This is a genomic window from Halomonas sp. PA16-9, from assembly GCF_009728585.1.
GTDB lineage: Bacteria > Pseudomonadota > Gammaproteobacteria > Pseudomonadales > Halomonadaceae > Vreelandella > Vreelandella titanicae.
Genome location: NZ_CP040451.1, coordinates 1,541,508 through 1,559,921 on the forward strand (window position 1 = coordinate 1,541,508; position 18,414 = coordinate 1,559,921).

The window sequence follows — 18,414 nt, forward strand, 5'->3', positions numbered from 1 at the left end:
CACTCAAAGCGCTTCTAGTTTCAATTTCTTCCCTGATGCATCAGCTATTTGCTGGGCGTCTTTTTTTGCGTGTCTGGCGTTCGGCTCGATTGCCCACCTTGAAAAAAGTCGTTTGCGCCCTAATGTTTCTCCTTCTCTTCTTATTTTGCTGACAGGACATGTTCATGGCCGAACCGGCATTGTCGATCCGTGGCCTTACCAAAGTGTATGGCAACGGCTTTCAGGCGCTCAAAGGTATTGATCTCGACGTCCAGCAGGGCGATTTTTTTGCTTTGTTGGGCCCCAATGGCGCCGGCAAGTCCACCACCTTGGGGGTGGTCTGCTCGCTGGTGCAAAAGACGGCGGGCAAGGTCTCCATATTCGGCATTGATGTGGATAAAGACTTCGCTAAAGCCAAGTACCAGCTAGGCGTAGTGCCTCAAGAGTTCAACTTCAATCAATTTGAGAAAGTGCTCGATATCGTACTGGCCCAGGCAGGTTACTACGGCATGACCAGTCGCGAGGCTTTGCCCCGAGCTAAACAGCTACTGACGATCTGGGCCTATGGGAAAAGCGCAACGGCAGCGCGCGCATGCTGTCAGGTGGAATGAAACGCCGCCTGATGATCGCTCGAGCGTTGATGCATCGTCCTAAGCTGCTGATTCTGGATGAGCCAACCGCCGGGGTGGATATCGAACTGCGGCGCAGTATGTGGGAGTACATGCGACGAATTAACCAAGACGAAGGCACCACCATCATCCTGACGACGCACTACCTGGAAGAGGCTGAGAGCCTGTGCCGTAATGTGGCGATTATCAATAATGGCGACATTGTGCGGAACACTAGCGTGCGAGGCCTGCTGGCTGAGCTGAATACCGAGACCTTCCTAATTGATACCTCGGAAGCCATTACAGACATACCCAAGATCGACGGGTTTGAGATAAAACAGCTGGAGTCTACTCAGCTATCACTCGTGGTGCATCGCGGGCAACGTTTAAACGATGTCTTCAAGGCGTTGAGTGAGCAGGGCATCCAGGTGGTTTCCATGCGTAATCGCGCCAACCGCTTAGAGGAGATGTTTGTGTCGATGGTGGAAGGCAGTGGGCTAGGGGCGATAGACCAGCGCGTTGAGAAGACGGAGGAGCGCGTATGAATGCTACGCAAACATTGATCGCCCTGTGGACGCTGGTGCTAAAAGAGATCAAACGCTTCACCCGCATTTGGCCGCAAACGTTGCTGCCGCCCTCGATCACCATGGCGATGTACTTTATTATCTTCGGCAACCTAATCGGTTCGCGGATTGGTGACATGGACGGCTTCAGCTACATGGACTTTATTGTTCCAGGGCTGATCATGATGTCGGTGATTACCAACAGCTACTCCAACGTGGCGTCGAGTTTCTTCTCCAATAAGTTTCAGCGTTCGATCGAAGAGATGATGGTTTCGCCCATGCCCAATTGGGTGATACTGGCCGGCTTTATTTTAGGCGGTATGGCACGTGGGTTGGGCGTCGGGCTGATTGTGACGGTCGTTTCACTGTTCTTTACCCGCCTAACCATGGAACACCCGCTGCTCACGGTATTAGTCGTAGTGCTCACGTCTGCGCTGTTCTCTATTGGCGGCTTTATTAATGCGTTACTGGCCAATAAGTTCGACGATATTTCTATCGTGCCGACGTTTATCCTGACGCCACTGACCTATTTGGGAGGAGTGTTTTATTCTATCTCAATGTTGCCTGACTTCTGGCAGGGCGTTTCCATGCTCAATCCAATTTTGTACATGGTCAACGTTTTCCGTTATGGCTTCTTAGGTGTGTCGGATATTCCCGTTGGCTGGGCGCTCGCTGCCATTTTTGCCTTCATCATTGTGTTGTTTAGTATTGCATTGGCGATGCTAGAGCGCGGCAAAGGTATCCGCAGCTAGCAGGCTGCTAGACGCATCAATCTGATTGAGAAGAGAGAGCTTTATACAATGGCACATCGCCCAGACACTTTAGCGCACGCGCCGTTAGGGCGCGATTCCGCTTACCCTGAGCAGTATGACGCGGGGCTGTTATATCCTATTCCCCGCGCGGTTAATCGAGAGCCGCTGGGGATTGAAGAGGGGACTCTGCCGTTTGTGGGGGAAGATGAGTGGCACGCCTTTGAAGTCTCCTGGCTGAACAGCCGCGGTAAGCCTATTGTGGCCGTGGCGCGCTTTCGCTTGCCAGCAGCCTCACCTAATCTGATTGAGTCCAAATCCTGGAAGCTCTACCTCAATAGCTTCAACCAAACCCGTTTCTATAGTCGTCAGGAAGTGATGGAAACGCTGGCCAATGACCTCTCCTTAGCGGCGGGGGCTGAAGTGAGTGTCGAGCTGTTTGATGTGGATGCGCCAGAGCTTTCGCCACAGCACTTACCGGGCGAATGCTTGGACGATTTAGATATCGCAGTAAGCGACTATACGCCTAGCAGTGACCACCTCACGGTAGGGGAAGAGGTCGTCGAGGAGACGCTCTACTCCCATCTGCTGAAATCCAACTGCCCGGTTACCGGCCAGCCAGACTGGGGCAGCGTGCTGATTCGTTATAAAGGCCCGAAAATCGACCGCGAAGGGCTGCTGCGTTACCTGATTGGGTTTCGCCAGCACCAGGATTTTCACGAGCACTGCGTTGAGCATATTTTCTGCGATTTAATGGCCCAGGCAAAGCCTACGCAGCTGCTGGTACTGGCGCGTTATGTGCGGCGCGGCGGGTTAGATATCAGCCCCTGGCGCGCAACCCCAGGGTTAACGCCCCCCGCGCCACTGCGCCTAGCAAGGCAGTAAGCGGCAATGTTATAAATGACAATGCTATAAATGACGGTGCTAAAGTAGCCTCACACAATTGGACTTGGAGTCATCAATGGACGCACTCACGCTGCTTCACGAGCGTAGCTCAATGGGCAAGCTGATGGAGCCAGCGCCCAGCGGCGAACAGCTCAGCGCCATTTATCAGGCCGCGCTACGTGCCCCGGATCATAAAGAGCTGCGCCCCTGGCGCTTTATCGAGTTTAGCGGGGAAGGGCGAGAACGCTTGGGCGAGCTATTCGCCGAGGCGGAGTTTCAGGAGGATCCTAGCGCCGATGACAAAACGCTCAACTCGGCGCGTAAAAAGCCGCTGCGGGCGCCGATGATTATCGCCGTGATCGCCAAGGTCACGCCCAAACTTGAAAAAGTACCCAAAATGGAGCAGGTGATCTCCGCCGGGTGCGCCGCCCACGGCATACTGCTAGCCGCCCACGCCTTAGGGTTGGGAGCAATGTGGCGCAGCGGAAAGTACGCTTTCGACCCCGTAGTTCGCAAAGGGCTGAATCTGGATGAAGATGACGAAGTCGTCGCGTTTATCTATCTGGGCACTTTGGGTGGTCGCCATAAACCGGTACCGCAGCATAATGTTGCTGACTTTGTAGAGCGTTGGGACTAGCGATGAGTCCCCCGTCAGCCAGGCATCCCTCATCCACGATTGCCACTACCAAAAGACCAGCCGGAAAATCTGGCCGTTTTTCAGCAGTGGCTGAGCGACGCCATACCCATGGTGGGCGCGTTAGGTATTAGCAAAATGACGCGTCAGGGTGATTCACTAGCCTGGCAGTTAGCGCTGGAGCCCAACCTTAACGATAAAGGCACGGGCTTTGGTGGTGCACTGACGGCGCAGACGACGCTACAAGGCTGGTGCTGGGTAACGCTATGGCTACGTGAGCGGGGCATTGCGCGGGATGTCGTGGTTGCCGAGGCTAGCCAGCGTTTTCTGGCGCCGGTAACCAGTGACTACCGCCTGATATGCACGCCAGCAGTGCCAGAAGGCCCTACTCAGCTTGCCAACAAGCTCGCTGAGCGAGGAAAAGGCCGCATAGCGCTAACCCAGCAGCTCTATTGTGGCGAGACGCTCTGCCTGGAAGCCAACGGCAGCTACGCTGTATTGTCTGAACGATAACCGGGGTATGTCACTAACCTAAAGGTTCGTCAGCCGGAAAAGGCTTGCTATTTCGAGGCTTAGCCAATAGTATATGCGCCGTTCTGTCGCGAAAGGTTCAGCCTTTCAACAGCGCCAAAACGCGGAGGGGTGTCCGAGTGGTCGAAGGAGCACGCCTGGAAAGTGTGTAAGCCGCAAGGCTTCGAGGGTTCGAATCCCTCCCCCTCCGCCAAGAATATAGATTAAGCCGCTGATTTCAGCGGCTTTTTTGTGTCTTTATTTTAAGCAGCCCATACTTCAGCCCATACTTGTGTATCGGCTCCCTTCGTAACGCACGGGATGCCTTTGGACAGTTCATCCATCTATCTAAGCTTCTGCAACCTCATTACCCAGTCCAGACCTAAGACTATATGTTCCACGTAAGCTTTAAACCTACAAATGCTGGGTGACAGGGGCTGCCGACTACGCTAATGTCATCTTAAGAATTGTGAGTTTTCTATACATCTGATTTTTAGCCAAAATAGACTTAAGAATTAGCCACGTTTTTACGGCAGCCTCAAGCACACAATGCGCGATTTTCTACTTGGGTTTGTAAGTTGAGTGTTCATATTTCTGAAAAATGATCTTGTTAATTTAATTAAAACAATGATTTACAGGGAAGTATTTTGTGCTTATACGCAACTTTGAAAGGGTAGTGACAATGTTAATGTGCGTGCGCCTTTTCGGCAAGGGTATCGCAAAGTCGATATTTTTTTTATAAATTTCATAGCATTATAGGTAAATTGTTAGGGTTTTGGTTGCCAGAAAAACACGCATGCGCACTAATAAACTGTTAACGCAAAAGTGCATCTACTTTCAGCCTCTGAAGTCAGTCTGACTGAGGTTAACAGAATCGTTGGCTTCAGCCGATTCCATAGGCATCACAAACAACCGTCACACTGGGCGCTTAGCTTTCTCGATCTGTGGGGCTAGGTGCTTTTTGCAGTATCCTGCGGACTCGGTGCTCGTCTTAAAGGCAGCCTGAGAGTGTGGCTTTTAAATTAAATACGCGGTGGTGGCACAGCAGCGTGGTGAGGATCCAAAAGCAGCAGCCTTCACCCCTGTTGCCTTAACCAGCGCAGGGAATTTTGGCATGTTAACTGCTTAACTCCGGTAAGTAATGGCACTCATCCACTAAGCATCATATACTAGAAATTATTGAAATTTTTTATCATATGTGTTATGAATAAACTACTAATTGTAATTAATTAAAGCAAAAAACAAGGAAATGGTGTTGGTTGATCAAAGCGTAAATGCAGGAGTTAGAGCACAACAAGGCTTTGCTTTGCAGAGAAACATGGCTCTTTTCATTATACTTGATAACTACCAAAGCAAATTTGATGGAGCGAAGTACTTCCTATCTCTTGAGCATTTGGAGGACATACTGTTTTGCTATCTTGATGACCATGGGAAAGCAGTCAAAGTAGAAACCTATCAATCAAAAAAGAAATCCAATGGTAGTTGGAAAATCGGTGTCGAACTTGCCGAGATAATAGTCAAGATACTCCAAGTCGGTAAATCGCTCATTATAGATGAATATCCAAAATGTTGCAGCTATAGCCATGACCTGTACTTCTCATCAAATACAAACATACAACTCGAAAAGAAAGTAAATAGCTTCGTTGACAATAAAAAACAAACTAGAACTTATGCTCATGCTGTAAACGAGGAGAACTCTGAAGTCATTTATGGTGAGTTAGACCCAGTTATACAAAACGCTATAACTACCAAGCTTGAATTACATGAGTCGTATAATAACGACAAATTGTTTGAACAGCTAGAGAATTTGAAGTTCTTGTACATAGACTTTAATAGAACAAATAAAGAACAAGAGAATCAATTAAGAAGCAAAATTGAAGATATTTTTGATCGGAAAGTTAGTGATTCCAAGGCGGCATTAGAATCCATATTCAGGCTTTTTAAGGATATCGAACTGACTTACAATCAAAAAAGCATTGCTAGACTTTCTGATAAAACAAAACAGATACAAAGCAAAGATATAAATAATGCCATAAAGATAATTACAACAAAATCTAAAGCCTTTCAATTCTGGCGTGATCATAAAAGAGAAGTTGGTCAAAAGCTAGGGATTAAACCATTCGAACGTGAAACATTTGAAATGAAATTTATTTTGGCTTTTGATCTATTTAAAAGCAAGGATGAAGCTGAACATCAGAAAATCCTAAATTTTGTAAAGTTAAACTATCTTCAATGTAACGGTTTTAGCGAAGACGGCTGCATAGAAGAGCTAGTTGAAAAATTTAATAATGAAATTAGATCAAGCTTGGACGATCAAACATTAAAAGCAACGATGTATGCTGCTTACTTTGAAGCAATTAATAAAATGGATGATTAAAAATTGACCGTTTCAGTAAAATATAACAATTTCTTTGCTTATAGCAGCAAGGGAAAGAAATATTTCAACACTATATTCGCCGAAGGTATCAATATAGTTCATGGAAAGAATACATCTGGTAAAAGTACTTTTATACAGGCGATTCTCTATACATTTGGCATAAATGATGAAAAGAGAAAGCTTGCAGAGATTCTTAATGAAGGTGTGATTTTTAGACTCGACTTCACCATCTACAATTCTAGCTCAAAAAAAGTTTCCATTGTGAGAGATGATGAAATTGTTTCTATAAAAGTGGCGAAAAGGCCACCTATTAAGTTTATAGGTATCGGCGGCAACAGATCTAGAGAGCACATAAAGTTAAAAGCGTTCTTGTCTGAATTGTTTGGTTTTACACTGCATTTAGAATATGACAACGAGTACAAACCAGCTTCACTTGAAGCAATGTTTTTACCTTACTACATAGCGCAAGATGTTGGCTGGGTTTATCGGCATAAATCATTTAGAGGTTTGGATTTCGTTAAAAATTTCAAGAACGATTTCTTTGATTACTTCCTTGGCATAAGGAATAATTATGATCGCCTAGAGAAAAGTCAACTCGAAAAAGAAAAGAAGGATCTAGAAGCAGAATCTAGACTTCTTCATAAGATAGAGCAAAATGATAAGAAGCTGAAACTTGCTAAGATGAAGGACGAAGTGTTTGCAGAAAAAACTAACGAATATATAAAGCCTTACAAAGAAAACAAGTCAAAGTTAATAGAGTTAGAAAAAGAATATCTTTCTTTATGCAACAAAATAACACTGTTAGAAGAAAGCAGAAAGGTTCTACGTAGAGTCAAGCGAAGCTTAAGCAATGATATTTTAGCTGATACAAAGTGCCCAACATGTTCTCAACATTTATCTCATTCCGTAGAAGATACGTATAGTTATCTTCAGGACTTAAATGACACAGATCAACAACTTGAAGAGTTAAGCAGAAACATTAGAAATCTTAAAGATTCACAGGGAATGCTAAACTCTGTAATCAATGAAATTAATGAGAAGAAAAAAGTCGTTGAAAAAGAATACTATGAGCTTTTAGAATACAAAGTGGATAATGTCACGCTGGAATCATGGTTAAATAACAAAGTAAGCGTCAAACTATCTGTACAATTGGAGAGAAGGCTAGGCGAAATCACATCAAAAATATATGAAGTTGAAGGTAAGCTCAGCAAATTCAAGACTGACGAGATCGTTAAAAGAGAAAGGCGTAGTGCTAGTTACACCTTTAAGTCTATATTTGAAAAGCATGTTTCAGAGTTAAAATAAAACCATTTGAAGATGAATGTTTCTATTTGTTGTATGACATTCCTGCTTTTCCTAGGCAAGGTGTGGAGCTTCTTAAAACTCTCCTTGCTTACAATTTTTCATTTGTTGAGATGATAAAGAAAACTGAATACATACACGTATTTCCTTTTGTTCTTGACGCTATATTCGAAGGTGACTTTGAAGATGAAAGTAAGAATGAGATACTTAGTTTTATTAAGAATAATGCTTCAGTGGATCAGCAGCTAATAGTTTCTATAGCGGATTCTAAAAGCAATGCTAACTCAGCTGCGACATATAACGAAAAGCACTTCAATAAAAATGCAAAACTAATTTGCATTGGAAATAATACTAAAAAAAGATCATTTCTTGAAAAATACAACGGTGAATTCGAAGATTACATTGATGAAACTATGGAAATTTTGGGTTAATACACTAGACCTAGTGTGTGAACATTTTGCTTGTTCACAGAGGTAAGAACTTCACACTCTAAACGCTTTACTGATATAAAAAATTAGTCAAATACCACTCATTGGTAATGAGTGGTTTGTTATAGCAAAAATATACTATTAGGCAAATAAAATTTAAAGCGCTCTACCAGTTAGGTTGTTCAGGAATGGAGCTTGGATCGTAGCCATTAAGGTGGGGATCAACAACCTGCCCAGCATGTCTTGTGACATTTGGCTTTGGATTTCAGCCGAAATGGAGATGCTTACGTCAGATAAGGCATGCTTCGTGGTAGAAGATGGGATTGATCTGAATAAGGAAAACAAGATCAGCGAGATATCGGCCTCGAAAATTGTGGTCTCATGTGTTTCGTATTCAAAGATCAACTCGAAGACATCGAGCTATATCTCAAGGCGTAGTAGAACTATGGATGGTCAACGAGATATTTATGAGGCGCTCTATTTTTACTGGAAAAGATAAATTCATTATTCTTAGCAATGTGTAACAAGTCGCTGTAGTACGCGGCCGATGGCCCGTAGACGCCCTTTACATTGCAGCTTCGCCTCCATTGCAAGGGTGCCGCTAAGTTGAGCATTAAACATAATAGGAGCTCATAAAAATGAGTCACATTGAGTACAGTTCTTCTTGCTTCTTGGAGCTGCCTTATTCGAGCAGACAATTGATTGTTGTTACTGACGATGTGATTGTGGAAGCAGCGAAGCAGGAGGAACGAAAAGCTGTTCAAGTTCGTCAAGATGGTCTTGATTGGAAAAAAATTACTGAAGCGATCGTTTTTGATGTTATTCCTCTTCCATTAGGTAGAACTATAGCAGAAGTAACTCGCGAGGCTATAAAGGCATGGGGGCGTGCACGAGATAATGGTCTTTTAGTGTTACCGGTTGGAAGTACGACGGCAAAATTACTATCATTTCCACCGGGCCATCCTCGTGATGGTGTCCTGTACATAGGGCATCCCGCATTGCCTAATGTTTATTACACTTTGGCTGATTTTCACCGCGTAACTTTTGAACATAAGTTTTGTGAAGCAATTAATTTGCTTATGAGCTTAGGAGCAACTTCAATTCGCGTTGAGCACGTTAACGGTTGGTCAAGAGATTTCTCTAGCCGTATTTCAGTCCCACTAGGGGAAGCTGAAAGTAATGTAAGTGCTGAAGCTTCGTCATCATCAAATTCTGGCTCAAGACTACTTTTTGAAGCTAGGCTATCAGGAACTGTAACACCATCGATCCCTGACGATTTGGTTTGGTATGAACATGAACCAACTTGGCAGTCTATCGCCAAAGGCCGAATAAATTATGGTCTCCAGGATTTTTCCCTGTCTGTATCCTACGAAGATGATTTTGGCGTCAATGCTGGCTTAAAGGTAGCTATTAGTAAGACCGGATTAGAAGTTGGTGGTAAATTCGAAGATCACGAATCAACAGTTTGGCGTCTTGAAGGGCAATTCAAGGGCATAGTAAATTAAACTTAACAATCATATATATAAGAAAAGAATCGTTACGCGCATTTCGATAGGCTTTATGTGTAGCGTTATATTTGAAGGAGAGCTTAAGTGCCGTTTGAAGAGCTGACAATTCTGTATTTTCAAATAGCTGCGGGAGTAATGATGGGGTGGGATTATTTCACACCAAAGTCGTGGCGCGAGCACATGAATGGTGTACTAAGCGAGTATTTTTCTGGTGTTCAAGGAAGAGTCGATGAAGACCTATCGGGGCACTAGTTTTTTTGAAAGTGAGCCTTCCAAAAATCATTGCCTCATTTATCGCTTTCGGACTTGCTTACTTCGTGCTCAGATTTGGCTCCTCGATTAACGGTGAGTGGCGCGCTGAGGCTATCCTTGTCACCGGGTTAGTGTATTTGATGCTTGTCGCTGGAGGTTTAATAACGCTAATGAACATAGTATTTCCGTTGCTGGTTCCTCTGGGATTAGGAGGAGTATTTAGGGGGATAACAATGGTCTTAACGAGCACAGAAAAGGGGCCGTTAGCAGGATTGGGATTTTTAAGCCTATTGGTTACTTTTGTGATGCGTTACATGAACTATACAGCAGTCTGAACCATAATTTGGCGGTCAGCCTGATCGCTACGCGCCGTCTTTGGCCCTGCTCCAAAGCCGCCCATAACCTTAGCGTTATATGCTCAACTAAAATACCGTAAGGAGAAATAATGAAAATATCTGACATGAAACAAAATATAAGGGAAGCTGATTTATCTCCTGAAGACGAAATGAAGAGCTATATTCTTTCTCTCGCTGCTGATTTGAGGCTAGATACAGGGCATGTTCTGCCAATAAGGGTTTTGTTGCACAGAACCTTGAGCTTTAATCCGAAACAGCGAGAGGCGTTGCAGCCAGCACTCAACACACTCATCTCAGAAGGCTATTTTGAAGAAAAAGATGATAAGGCTTTCCTCACCGAAAAGGGCCGAGACGCTATATACTAATTGATATCAAATCGGCTGCTGTCGAACTGCCAAAAGCGTCACAGCTTTTGCTCTAGCAAAATCAGTGCCATTTTGTCAGCCGCTGAGCCGGAAGTTATATTGGTACTACCTGATAGTCTGCTCTTGGCTGTTTGCCCTCTTAACCAAAAAATAAAGCTTGCCTGATTACGAGAGCTGCCTCGTTGGGCAGTTCCATTTTATCCCAACAGTTGCCTATAAATACCCCATTTCCGAAAACGACTTACACCCATCACTTCCCACGACCACGTGATCAATCACACGTATATCCATCAGTCCCAAGGCTTCCTTTAGGCGATCAATAATACGCCTATCGGCCTCACTGGGTTCGGGATCTCCGCTTGGGTGGTTGTGCACGAGGATAACGGCCGCAGCGTCGTAGGTAAGGGCGGCTTTTAGTACTTCACGTGGGTAGACGCTGGCCGCGTCGATGGTTCCACGTAATAGCTCTTCAAAACGGATAACGCGATGCTGACTATCGAGGAACAGCACGCTAAACACGTCGTGCTCGTAATCTTGAAGCAGTAACTGCAGGTGCTCAAACGCCTGGGAAGGCTGCGTGATCTTGCGGCCTTTAGCGAGTTTGCGTCTTGCGAAGCGCTTGGCCATGGTGATGATATCGTTTTCAGTCACTGGCGAGGTAACGTGATAGGTACCAGCCACTTCCCCAGCTTTGAGTTTGGCGTGTGTCATGGTTGTCTCCAAAAAATAAAAAACGCCGGGGTGGTGGCCCCGGCGTCTATGTCGTTAATGATCGGTTGGTGTATCTATGGAATCGTCGCGTCACGCAGCCATCACTTGGTTTATGCGACGTTCCATCTCCTCATGGAATCGTTCTACCCGCTCGGCAATGGTGCGGATCATAATGTCGTCACGGTAGGCACGTTTGATAAACAGCGGCATACCTGGCCAATAGCTCACAAAGTCGATCCATTCCCGTTCGCTGACCCATAGCCCGCCCTGGCATTGGGGCACGTGCTCATCAGGTATTTCGCCGCTGAGCAGTACCTCAATCTGGAACTTAGGTAGCTTTGTTTTGATTTCTAACAGACCGTTAGCGTCTACTAGGCTGTCGGGCGAGTAGCCCACGCCATGGTTAAGGATCAAGCCCACTTCCTGGGGCTGGGGTTCGCCTGTGGCATCGCAATAAAGCGCACGTGCCAAGCCTTCCAACTCATGGCCTCGTCGAGTATGCGCGTTACCTTGAAACGGCTCGGCCAGCTCCCCGGTAATGCGTTCACCGATTAACTGGTGCATGTAAGTAATCGCCCCGGTACTCAACCCGCCTGGGCCTTTACCCTTCACCAGCACGACTTTAGCTCCGACATGGTGACGCGACCTAGCCGCGCCGCCAGCCACTCTGGGGTGCCTTGTCCATAGTAAGCAGTTGCATTAAGACTCCTGTCATAAGGGGTAGAGCGTGGATTACTTAACCGCCGCTTAGAGAGTGAGGCGCGTAGCTTGTCGAAGTCACTCTGAGGTACTTGCACGGCTGAACCGTATTTACCACTGAACCATTCCTGGGTCGTGGCGGGCATGGCTAATCAGTCGCTGGATCTGCCGCCTGAAAGGGCGTCACTAGCTTGATGCCGCTTTGGTACTGGGCTTGCCATTGTCATCCTGGCCCCGTGTGATGTTGAGTAGGGCGCTGAGTACGTAGCGCTTGCCGTAGCTGGTGGAAGAGCCAAACGCCTGCACCGCGTTCTTGTTGCCGCTTATGTCGGCAGGTAGCAACATGCTGGTTCTTCACGGTGGCCATCCTTATGCATTAGCACACCGGTCACCCAATGCCGCGCTCCTGCGTCTGAATACGAAAGCTCACCGCAAAGCCGTGTTTCTGCATGATGGGGCGCACGGTATCGACGATATCTTCCAGGTGGCGTAGCAGCCGTTTGGTTTGCCGCGTCTTCAATGCTGGGAAGTTCGGTCTGCATGGCCGCCATGGCCGCGCTATAGGCCATCATGGCTGGCGATCCATCACCCGTTCCTGCATCTGTAGCAAGCGTCCATCTTTCGATGTCGACGTCCGGGTTGAGTGCCGCGCGTCATCACCTGGATGATGGCCGTACTTCCGCAAGGTGTGGCGGGATGCTCAGGAACGCTTGTAAAGAGGATGCAGACGTCTCGTGATTTACCACATTAGTTTGGTGGCCATGACAAGGCTCCTTCAATAGGGTTAAAGATCGGCGGGAAGTTCGTGCGGGGGAACGGGGCATAGGTGCAGCTCGGTGCGATACAGCTGTCCTTTTGCCATCACGTAGGTTTCGGCATAGGTTTGATCCTGGGTGAGCAGTCGTTCGGTCAGTTGGGTTAAGGCGATATCTAAATCGGGCTAAGAGAGGCCATGATGTGCTCCACGTAAAAGCAAAAAGCCCAGCCTGTTAGTGGCTGGGCTTATCGCGCTATCCAATGAGGGGTAAGACAAAAACCAGGAAAATCAGCATTAGAATGATCAGAAACAGCATGTCAGCTCACCAGGGCAAGGGCCGTTTGTAGCGCCTCTTGCTTCAGCTGCGCCCCTTGGCCAAACCACGCGGAATCCAGACGGGTATCGTTGCTGCGAGCCCGCTTGTCGTGATCCACGTACTCGGTCACGGCATTGAGCAGACCCCAGGCAGTGTCTTTGGCCGTGTCGAGGTGGGAGCCGCGGCCTTCGCCGTGGTAAAGCTTCTGTACCTTGTTGAGCGCCCGATAGTTAGGCAGCTTGGAAGGATCTTCGATTGGCTTATCGATACCGCAGAGCACTGACTGAAATACTGCTGCGCCTCGCGATGATCGATCTTACGTTCTGCCAGGGCCTTCATGCGGTACATGAAGTCATTCCACTGGGAAACAGAAATACCTAGTTGGCTTTTTAACGCACGTGGATCGAACTCCGACCGGTGGGGTACCTTCACTGCCTGCGACGTGCCATCCACCGCAATCTGCAGCGTGTTGTTACACACCACCCGCACCGTGGTGGGTGTCGCCATGGTGGCCAGCGTGCCGTCACAGGAGGTTGCCAATAGTAGGTAGTCGTTGACCTCATCCTGGCCTTTCAGGGAGGTGCTTAAACCACTGCGCGCCAAGGCCCAGAACTTACGCCCGCCTTTCAGTACCCCAGCGGTTTCCAGCTCGTATCCAGCGTACTCGGTGAGGTCGCGGTAAAACTCCAGAATCTCCTCGGGCTGCACCACCTTATAACGCTGTGATACCACCGATAACGGTGCCTTGGTATCCGAGCGGTAGAGCACTTTCTGTTCAGGGAACGAGTGAATGCTGCCCAAGTGACTGGCACCCTCGGCAATAAAGCGCACCGGGGCTTCTTCAATGTGCCAGTTCATTCCGGCCTGTTGCTGCCAGACCTCTAACGGTTGTTGACGGGATAGCTGCTGTCCCAGGCCGTGCCAAGGGGTAGCGCCGACGTAAGCCATTTGTTCAACGAGATGAGCCATGATGAAAACTCCTAGCAATAAAAAAACGCTGACGAAAATCGCCAGCGCTTTATGGTTGGAAAGTTAGGGGTAAGTCGATTAATGGTGACGAATTAACGAGGTGAAGTGTAGGAGTGGGGTAATTGCCGGAAGGCATGACCACACGATATGCATAGCCAGGAAACTCCTTCACCGAGTGGCAATTTCTGGGTGAAAAATTGGGTTGCGACGCGCGAGCCTGCCTGACTACCGAACACAGCACCCATCACGGCAGTGGGCAGTTTGGCTAACGGGAAGCGGGTTGAGGCCATCGATAAAGGGGACGTTAGGGTATAGGACTCGCGCCACGCGCCAATGGCAGCGCCGACAAGGCTGCCGCCAACGGTGCCGATACGTTGGGCGGTTTCAAAGTTAAGCGTGCATGGGGCTGCACAGCGCAGGCAAGGCGGGGACATAAACAACACTCCTATAGGTGTCAAAGTGATCCCGTGTGCAGGATTCATAGGAGTGATATAGGTCTGTAATTTTTTGGCTTTGACCTTTGAGTGCTTGCTTCATGAAACTCCTTTACTGATACTGTTCATATATACAGTAAAATAGGTAGCCTATTATGTCATCGAACGTTTCACTCCTGGGCCGCGCAGACACCATGGCCTCGTCACTACCCTTGCCGCTCTATTCAACCGCCGTGCGCGCGGGATTTCCTTCGCCCGCCGATGATCACTTGGATACCGAGCTAGATCTGCACCGCTACGTCGTTAAACGCCCAGCCTCGACCTATTTTGCTCGTGCCGAAGGTTATTCAATGATCGGAGACAGCATCCACCCTGGGGACTTATTGGTGGTGGATCGCAGCCTGGAAGCGCTGCCTGGTCGGATTGTGGTGATCTGCGTAGATGGGGAAATGACTGTTAAGCGTCTGGAGCGCGTTGGTCAGCGTACCTACCTCAAAGCAAGCAACCCCAATTTTAAGCCGATTCCCCTTGATGGACGCGAATCCCAAGTATGGGGTGTAGTGACCGACGTGATTCACAATCTGCTGAGGGCACTGCCGTGATTGCACTCGTTGACTGCAACAACTTTTATGTCAGTTGCGAGCGCGTTTTTGATCCAATGCTGGAAGGGCGTCCGGTAGGGGTGCTGTCGAATAACGATGGTTGCGTCGTTGCCCGTAGCAACGAACTCAAAGCCCTGGGTGTTGAGATGGGGACGGCCATGCACTTGTTACCGCCCGCGATTCGTCGCCAGGCTGTGCTGCTATCCAGTAACTATGCGTTATACGGCGATATGTCCCAGCGGGTAACTGAGGTGCTAGGCGAGTTTTCGCCCCATGTGGAGGTGTACTCCATTGATGAAAGCTTTGTCGGGTTTCAGGGCTTTGACCCAGATTCGCTGGAGGCGCGGGGCCAAGCCATGCGCGATACCGTTCGACAGTGGACGGGCATTCCCGTGTGCGTGGGGTTTGCACCTACCCGCGTACTCGCCAAAGTGGCGAATCAAGCGGCTAAAAAACATCCTGCCTACAAGCAGCATGGCGTATGTAAGCTAACCGCTGATAGTGAAGCGACCAAAGCATTGCTAAAACAGTTGCCGGTAACCGAGCTGTGGGGCGTGGCACGCCGTACCGGTGAACGATTAAGCGTAATGGGTATTGATACCGCATGGGATCTGCGTGAGGCAGACGCTAAGCGTATTAGGCAGCGCTTTAGTGTGGTTCAGGAACGCATCGTATGGGAGCTACGCGGGCAATCCGCCATCCAGCTTGATGACATGAGTCTACCTAAAAAACAAATCATGGTGTCGCGTTCATTCGGCAGGCTTACCGGCAACCCCCATGACTTACGCGAAGCCTTAAGGCATCACGCCGCGAGGGCAGCAGAAAAGCTGCGCAAACAGCAAAGTGTAACCAGTGCCGTGATGGTGTTTTTGCGAACCAACCCATTCCGTACTGACTTACCGCAATATCAACAACGTGTGGTTGTCTCTCTAGAGAGGCCCACCGATGATAGCCGCGATATCATCGCCTCAGCGGTACAAGGCCTACGCCGTCTCTGGCGCAAGGGCTACGCCTACCATAAAGCAGGTCTGATGCTGCTCGACCTTTCACCTAAGGCCAACCGACAGCTTACCCTCACTGAAACCCCGCAAACCGACGAAGAGGCTAAACGCAGTGAACGGCTGATGGCGACGATGGATAAGCTCAATCGTGAACTAGGTAAAGGAACGGTACAGCTTGGTCTACCCCGTAAAGGCAATGCATGGGCGCTGCGCAGTGAACGACGTACGCCGCGGTACACCACACAGTGGAACGAGCTTCTGGTCGTTAAGTAGATCAAGCATCGGTTTATATTTTTGCCATGCTAAACAAATTAAACTATTGATAAAGTTGATGAAGAAAACATCGGTGTGACCAAAGTGCCGTAAGGATGGACCCTTAAGCACGACGTCACGACGTTGAGAGCAAAAAAATCATAAAAACACCATATAGGTTGGCAATTTACGAAATTCTTGGCAGCGAACGTCGTCTTGTCGTGGATACTCCATCAAGAACTTCGCGTTGTAAGGCACGTCAATAGTGCATTGGGCAACGTGCTGTGTCTTCGAGGGACTTATAAAAAGTTGAATAACATTCATAAGAAATCCCTTTCCTCACAGCCTAGCACCGAATGCTCGCTGCCTGATGTTTGTCCATTGCTCACAGAAATACTGTGGGGAGAGGGGGTGGGTCCGATCACCCAGTGGCGCTTCGAGCCACGTTTACCGTTGCTATAGCAGATTATCCCTTGGGCATTGAGCAGTGAGGCAGCTCGCTTGAACGCTGCGCCAAGGCCACGGGGCTCACGCGGCCATTGGCTACCCAAAGTGCAACTCGGCCGATATTTTGTCAAAATGGCGAGCCACACTCCCGTTGGTTTTTCAACGGCTTCCGTGATGGCCTCGATTTTAAGATATTTAATGAGAGCTTGAGCAACCGGTTCCTCTTCGGTCATCTCGCAGAGCCGATCACTACGATACGCCTGATACTGTGTCCAGAAGCCTTCTGAGTTCCCGACCAAACTATCGGAAACAATCATTCCAATTCGGCAGAAGTCTTGCCAGTTGCCCGGCACTTCTCGTTCTAATCTCACTTGGTCAATATTGGCATGTGCCTTGCCAAGCAGTGTAAGCAGTGCGCTGAAAGCGCAAGTCTGATCCATCGGTGTCAGGTTTTCATGACGAGTTTTTATCCGGTAAGTCTCACGTGGTTTAGCAATAGAGGGGGACGGCATCTCTAGACTCAAAGTGAGCTCAGCTAATTCATCATGACAAATAACTGGTTCTAAACTGCTTAGAACGCAAGGGCGTGACACATCCAAACTGGATGTAGTCTCATTACCGTCGTTTGCTCTCCATTCTAGTTGAGTGGTACAGAGCAACTCAAACAAGCGACGCTGTACTACTGCACTCAAAGGCGCTTCAACGTTTTCTAGGCTAATGACTTGATGCTGCCAAGCAAGCCGGTTTACTTTTTTCACAGTTGTGGGTATATCACGTATTGCAGTTTCCTTAATCACTGGATCAACTAAGTTTTTGATGATGCGTTGAAGTAGTGACATGCCACTTTTAGGCTCTCCCGTGAGCTCTAAAGCTAATTGTTGTCGTTCTGGCATTAGGCACAACACCATATATGTGTAAATTAACAGCTCTCGATCCTTTGGTAGCGCCACGTAAGTCTCCATGACGTTCAGGTCTGCACTGCGCCCATGCGTGTGTAACTCGCTGTAGGGGCGACTATTGATGGGCTGCCAGTAAGGATAGTGTTGTTGGGGGCGAACCATTGATTCATGCCCCGAGGGGAACATCATCACCTCGCCACCTAGTTCAATAAAGCGTTCGTTGCTTTCACCCAGCCAAGTTCGGCCGTTGCCGATAGTTCGAAAATCAGCTTGATTGAAGCGAATAATATCTAGTGCATTTTGGATGTTTTTGTCAGAAACATCACGATTACTGCTTTCAGCAACAATTTTTTTGATGATCGGTGCAATCATCTCTGCTTCCATTATTAGCACGGGACCTGATGAATGTGGCAAGAGGAAATTAACCCCGTTGGGGTCTATGGCTAGTCGATAATAATGGTGAATAATTTCCCTGACGAGATTGGCATTGCAAAGCTTGGGTAGTCGTCTGGTGCGGGGTATAGACGGCATTAAATGCCCCAGTGATGCACCTACAGAGGAAATAGGCTGATCAGCTTGTTGGGAGTGAGAAGGTTGGTTGGAAAGAAGTATGCCGTCCAAAGCATGTTCTTGAGAATGAAAACTATCATATGTCATTAGGTTGGTTCCTTGGTTTTATTAGCAGGGCGCGTGCTGTTCATAGTAATCATTACTCCGCATGTTTTATATCATGGTGATGAACAGAAAGTTATGCATAGAAACTGATCCATGATGTCTTTTAAAAAAACCTCTCTTTCGCTAAATTTAATCC

At 47.8% G+C, this 18,414-nt stretch carries 21 protein-coding genes, 1 tRNA gene and 1 pseudogene; 14 read left to right on the forward strand and 9 right to left on the reverse strand.

Annotated features, from left to right (window positions below; translation table 11 throughout):
• The first annotated feature begins 164 nt into the window (after positions 1–164).
• The 12 genes and pseudogenes from FDY98_RS07165 (at position 165) to FDY98_RS07220 (ending at position 10,516) form a co-directional block, all read left to right on the forward strand.
• Positions 165–1,132 (forward strand): annotated as a pseudogene (locus tag FDY98_RS07165) (ABC transporter ATP-binding protein).
• A complete protein-coding gene (locus FDY98_RS07170) occupies positions 1,129–1,902 on the forward strand; it encodes an ABC transporter permease (protein WP_027959666.1) in 774 nt (257 codons plus the stop codon). The pseudogene FDY98_RS07165 and the gene FDY98_RS07170 overlap by 4 nt, the downstream one beginning before the upstream one ends.
• Before the next feature lie 48 nt (positions 1,903–1,950).
• Positions 1,951–2,784 (forward strand): NADPH-dependent 7-cyano-7-deazaguanine reductase QueF, encoded by an 834-nt coding sequence (gene queF, locus FDY98_RS07175; protein ID WP_027959665.1) that lies wholly within the window; start codon positions 1,951–1,953, stop codon positions 2,782–2,784.
• Between the two features lie 76 nt (positions 2,785–2,860).
• Positions 2,861–3,421, forward strand: coding sequence for a nitroreductase family protein (locus FDY98_RS07180; RefSeq protein WP_027959664.1), 561 nt, complete (start codon positions 2,861–2,863; stop codon positions 3,419–3,421).
• 39 nt (positions 3,422–3,460) lie between these two features.
• On the forward strand, positions 3,461–3,931 hold the full coding sequence (locus FDY98_RS07185) for a YiiD C-terminal domain-containing protein (RefSeq protein WP_340146804.1): 471 nt from the start codon (positions 3,461–3,463) through the stop codon (positions 3,929–3,931).
• A gap of 123 nt (positions 3,932–4,054) precedes the next feature.
• Positions 4,055–4,142: transfer RNA gene (locus tag FDY98_RS07190), tRNA-Ser, on the forward strand.
• Between the two features lie 1,041 nt (positions 4,143–5,183).
• Positions 5,184–6,305, forward strand: coding sequence for a hypothetical protein (locus FDY98_RS07195; protein WP_138799992.1), 1,122 nt, complete (start codon positions 5,184–5,186; stop codon positions 6,303–6,305).
• A 3-nt stretch (positions 6,306–6,308) separates the two neighbouring features.
• Positions 6,309–7,610 (forward strand): hypothetical protein, encoded by a 1,302-nt coding sequence (locus FDY98_RS07200; RefSeq protein WP_155705734.1) that lies wholly within the window; start codon positions 6,309–6,311, stop codon positions 7,608–7,610.
• Between the two features lie 29 nt (positions 7,611–7,639).
• Complete coding sequence (locus FDY98_RS07205; protein ID WP_155705735.1) at positions 7,640–8,038, forward strand: hypothetical protein; 399 nt, start codon at positions 7,640–7,642, stop codon at positions 8,036–8,038.
• Positions 8,039–8,673: 635 nt separating this feature from the next.
• Positions 8,674–9,540 (forward strand): hypothetical protein, encoded by an 867-nt coding sequence (locus tag FDY98_RS07210; protein ID WP_009288062.1) that lies wholly within the window; start codon positions 8,674–8,676, stop codon positions 9,538–9,540.
• Between the two features lie 87 nt (positions 9,541–9,627).
• Positions 9,628–9,795 (forward strand): hypothetical protein, encoded by a 168-nt coding sequence (locus FDY98_RS07215; RefSeq protein WP_155705736.1) that lies wholly within the window; start codon positions 9,628–9,630, stop codon positions 9,793–9,795.
• A gap of 445 nt (positions 9,796–10,240) precedes the next feature.
• On the forward strand, positions 10,241–10,516 hold the full coding sequence (locus tag FDY98_RS07220) for a hypothetical protein (protein WP_027959661.1): 276 nt from the start codon (positions 10,241–10,243) through the stop codon (positions 10,514–10,516).
• A 213-nt stretch (positions 10,517–10,729) separates the two neighbouring features.
• On the opposite strand, the gene radC is transcribed toward FDY98_RS07220, so the two are convergent.
• From radC to FDY98_RS07245, 8 genes are all read right to left on the reverse strand, one after another.
• On the reverse strand, positions 10,730–11,227 hold the full coding sequence (radC, locus tag FDY98_RS07225; RefSeq protein WP_027959660.1) for a RadC family protein: 498 nt from the start codon (positions 11,225–11,227) through the stop codon (positions 10,730–10,732).
• 90 nt (positions 11,228–11,317) lie between these two features.
• Positions 11,318–11,845: a YqaJ viral recombinase family protein gene (locus FDY98_RS07230; protein ID WP_340146805.1), complete on the reverse strand. Its 528-nt coding sequence runs from the start codon at positions 11,843–11,845 to the stop codon at positions 11,318–11,320.
• Positions 11,836–12,072, reverse strand: a complete 237-nt coding sequence (locus FDY98_RS27310; RefSeq protein ID WP_340146806.1) for a hypothetical protein — start codon at positions 12,070–12,072, stop codon at positions 11,836–11,838. The genes FDY98_RS07230 and FDY98_RS27310 overlap by 10 nt, the downstream gene beginning before the upstream one ends.
• Positions 12,073–12,112: 40 nt before the next feature.
• On the reverse strand, positions 12,113–12,271 hold the full coding sequence (locus FDY98_RS27315; protein ID WP_340146807.1) for an ERF family protein: 159 nt from the start codon (positions 12,269–12,271) through the stop codon (positions 12,113–12,115).
• A 43-nt stretch (positions 12,272–12,314) separates the two neighbouring features.
• Positions 12,315–12,446, reverse strand: coding sequence for a hypothetical protein (locus FDY98_RS27320; RefSeq protein WP_340146808.1), 132 nt, complete (start codon positions 12,444–12,446; stop codon positions 12,315–12,317).
• Between the two features lie 554 nt (positions 12,447–13,000).
• Positions 13,001–13,237 carry a DUF932 domain-containing protein gene (locus tag FDY98_RS27325; protein WP_340146864.1) on the reverse strand — a complete coding sequence of 79 codons (237 nt, stop codon included), beginning with the start codon at positions 13,235–13,237 and terminating at the stop codon, positions 13,001–13,003.
• The gene (locus tag FDY98_RS07240) at positions 13,126–13,968 is read right to left on the reverse strand and encodes a DUF932 domain-containing protein (RefSeq protein ID WP_340146809.1); all 843 of its coding nucleotides are present in this window, start codon (positions 13,966–13,968) and stop codon (positions 13,126–13,128) included. The genes FDY98_RS27325 and FDY98_RS07240 overlap by 112 nt, the downstream gene beginning before the upstream one ends.
• 92 nt (positions 13,969–14,060) lie before the next feature.
• Complete coding sequence (locus tag FDY98_RS07245) at positions 14,061–14,402, reverse strand: hypothetical protein (RefSeq protein ID WP_027959657.1); 342 nt, start codon at positions 14,400–14,402, stop codon at positions 14,061–14,063.
• 155 nt (positions 14,403–14,557) lie between these two features.
• Here FDY98_RS07245 and FDY98_RS07250 point away from each other — a divergent pair, with 155 nt between their 5' ends.
• Together FDY98_RS07250 and FDY98_RS07255 are read left to right on the forward strand one after the other, a co-directional pair.
• Positions 14,558–15,004: a LexA family protein gene (locus FDY98_RS07250; protein ID WP_027959656.1), complete on the forward strand. Its 447-nt coding sequence runs from the start codon at positions 14,558–14,560 to the stop codon at positions 15,002–15,004.
• Positions 15,001–16,278, forward strand: a complete 1,278-nt coding sequence (locus FDY98_RS07255; protein ID WP_027959655.1) for a Y-family DNA polymerase — start codon at positions 15,001–15,003, stop codon at positions 16,276–16,278. Before FDY98_RS07250 ends, FDY98_RS07255 begins: the two co-directional genes overlap by 4 nt.
• Before the next feature lie 299 nt (positions 16,279–16,577).
• Here FDY98_RS07255 and FDY98_RS07260 read toward each other — a convergent pair whose 3' ends face one another.
• Complete coding sequence (locus FDY98_RS07260) at positions 16,578–18,260, reverse strand: hypothetical protein (RefSeq protein ID WP_009288067.1); 1,683 nt, start codon at positions 18,258–18,260, stop codon at positions 16,578–16,580.
• Positions 18,261–18,414: the final 154 nt, after the last annotated feature.

Coding starts and splice junctions, on each gene's coding strand:
- FDY98_RS07170 (WP_027959666.1), top strand. CDS start 1,129: ATGAATGCTACGCAAACATTGATCGCCCTGTGGACGCTGGTGCTAAAA.
- queF (WP_027959665.1), top strand. CDS start 1,951: ATGGCACATCGCCCAGACACTTTAGCGCACGCGCCGTTAGGGCGCGAT.
- FDY98_RS07180 (WP_027959664.1), top strand. CDS start 2,861: ATGGACGCACTCACGCTGCTTCACGAGCGTAGCTCAATGGGCAAGCTG.
- FDY98_RS07210 (WP_009288062.1), top strand. CDS start 8,674: ATGAGTCACATTGAGTACAGTTCTTCTTGCTTCTTGGAGCTGCCTTAT.
- FDY98_RS07220 (WP_027959661.1), top strand. CDS start 10,241: ATGAAAATATCTGACATGAAACAAAATATAAGGGAAGCTGATTTATCT.
- radC (WP_027959660.1), bottom strand. CDS start 11,227: ATGACACACGCCAAACTCAAAGCTGGGGAAGTGGCTGGTACCTATCAC.
- FDY98_RS27310 (WP_340146806.1), bottom strand. CDS start 12,072: ATGCCCGCCACGACCCAGGAATGGTTCAGTGGTAAATACGGTTCAGCC.
- FDY98_RS27315 (WP_340146807.1), bottom strand. CDS start 12,271: ATGTTGCTACCTGCCGACATAAGCGGCAACAAGAACGCGGTGCAGGCG.
- FDY98_RS07240 (WP_340146809.1), bottom strand. CDS start 13,968: ATGGCTCATCTCGTTGAACAAATGGCTTACGTCGGCGCTACCCCTTGG.
- FDY98_RS07245 (WP_027959657.1), bottom strand. CDS start 14,402: ATGTCCCCGCCTTGCCTGCGCTGTGCAGCCCCATGCACGCTTAACTTT.
- FDY98_RS07250 (WP_027959656.1), top strand. CDS start 14,558: ATGTCATCGAACGTTTCACTCCTGGGCCGCGCAGACACCATGGCCTCG.
- FDY98_RS07260 (WP_009288067.1), bottom strand. CDS start 18,260: ATGACATATGATAGTTTTCATTCTCAAGAACATGCTTTGGACGGCATA.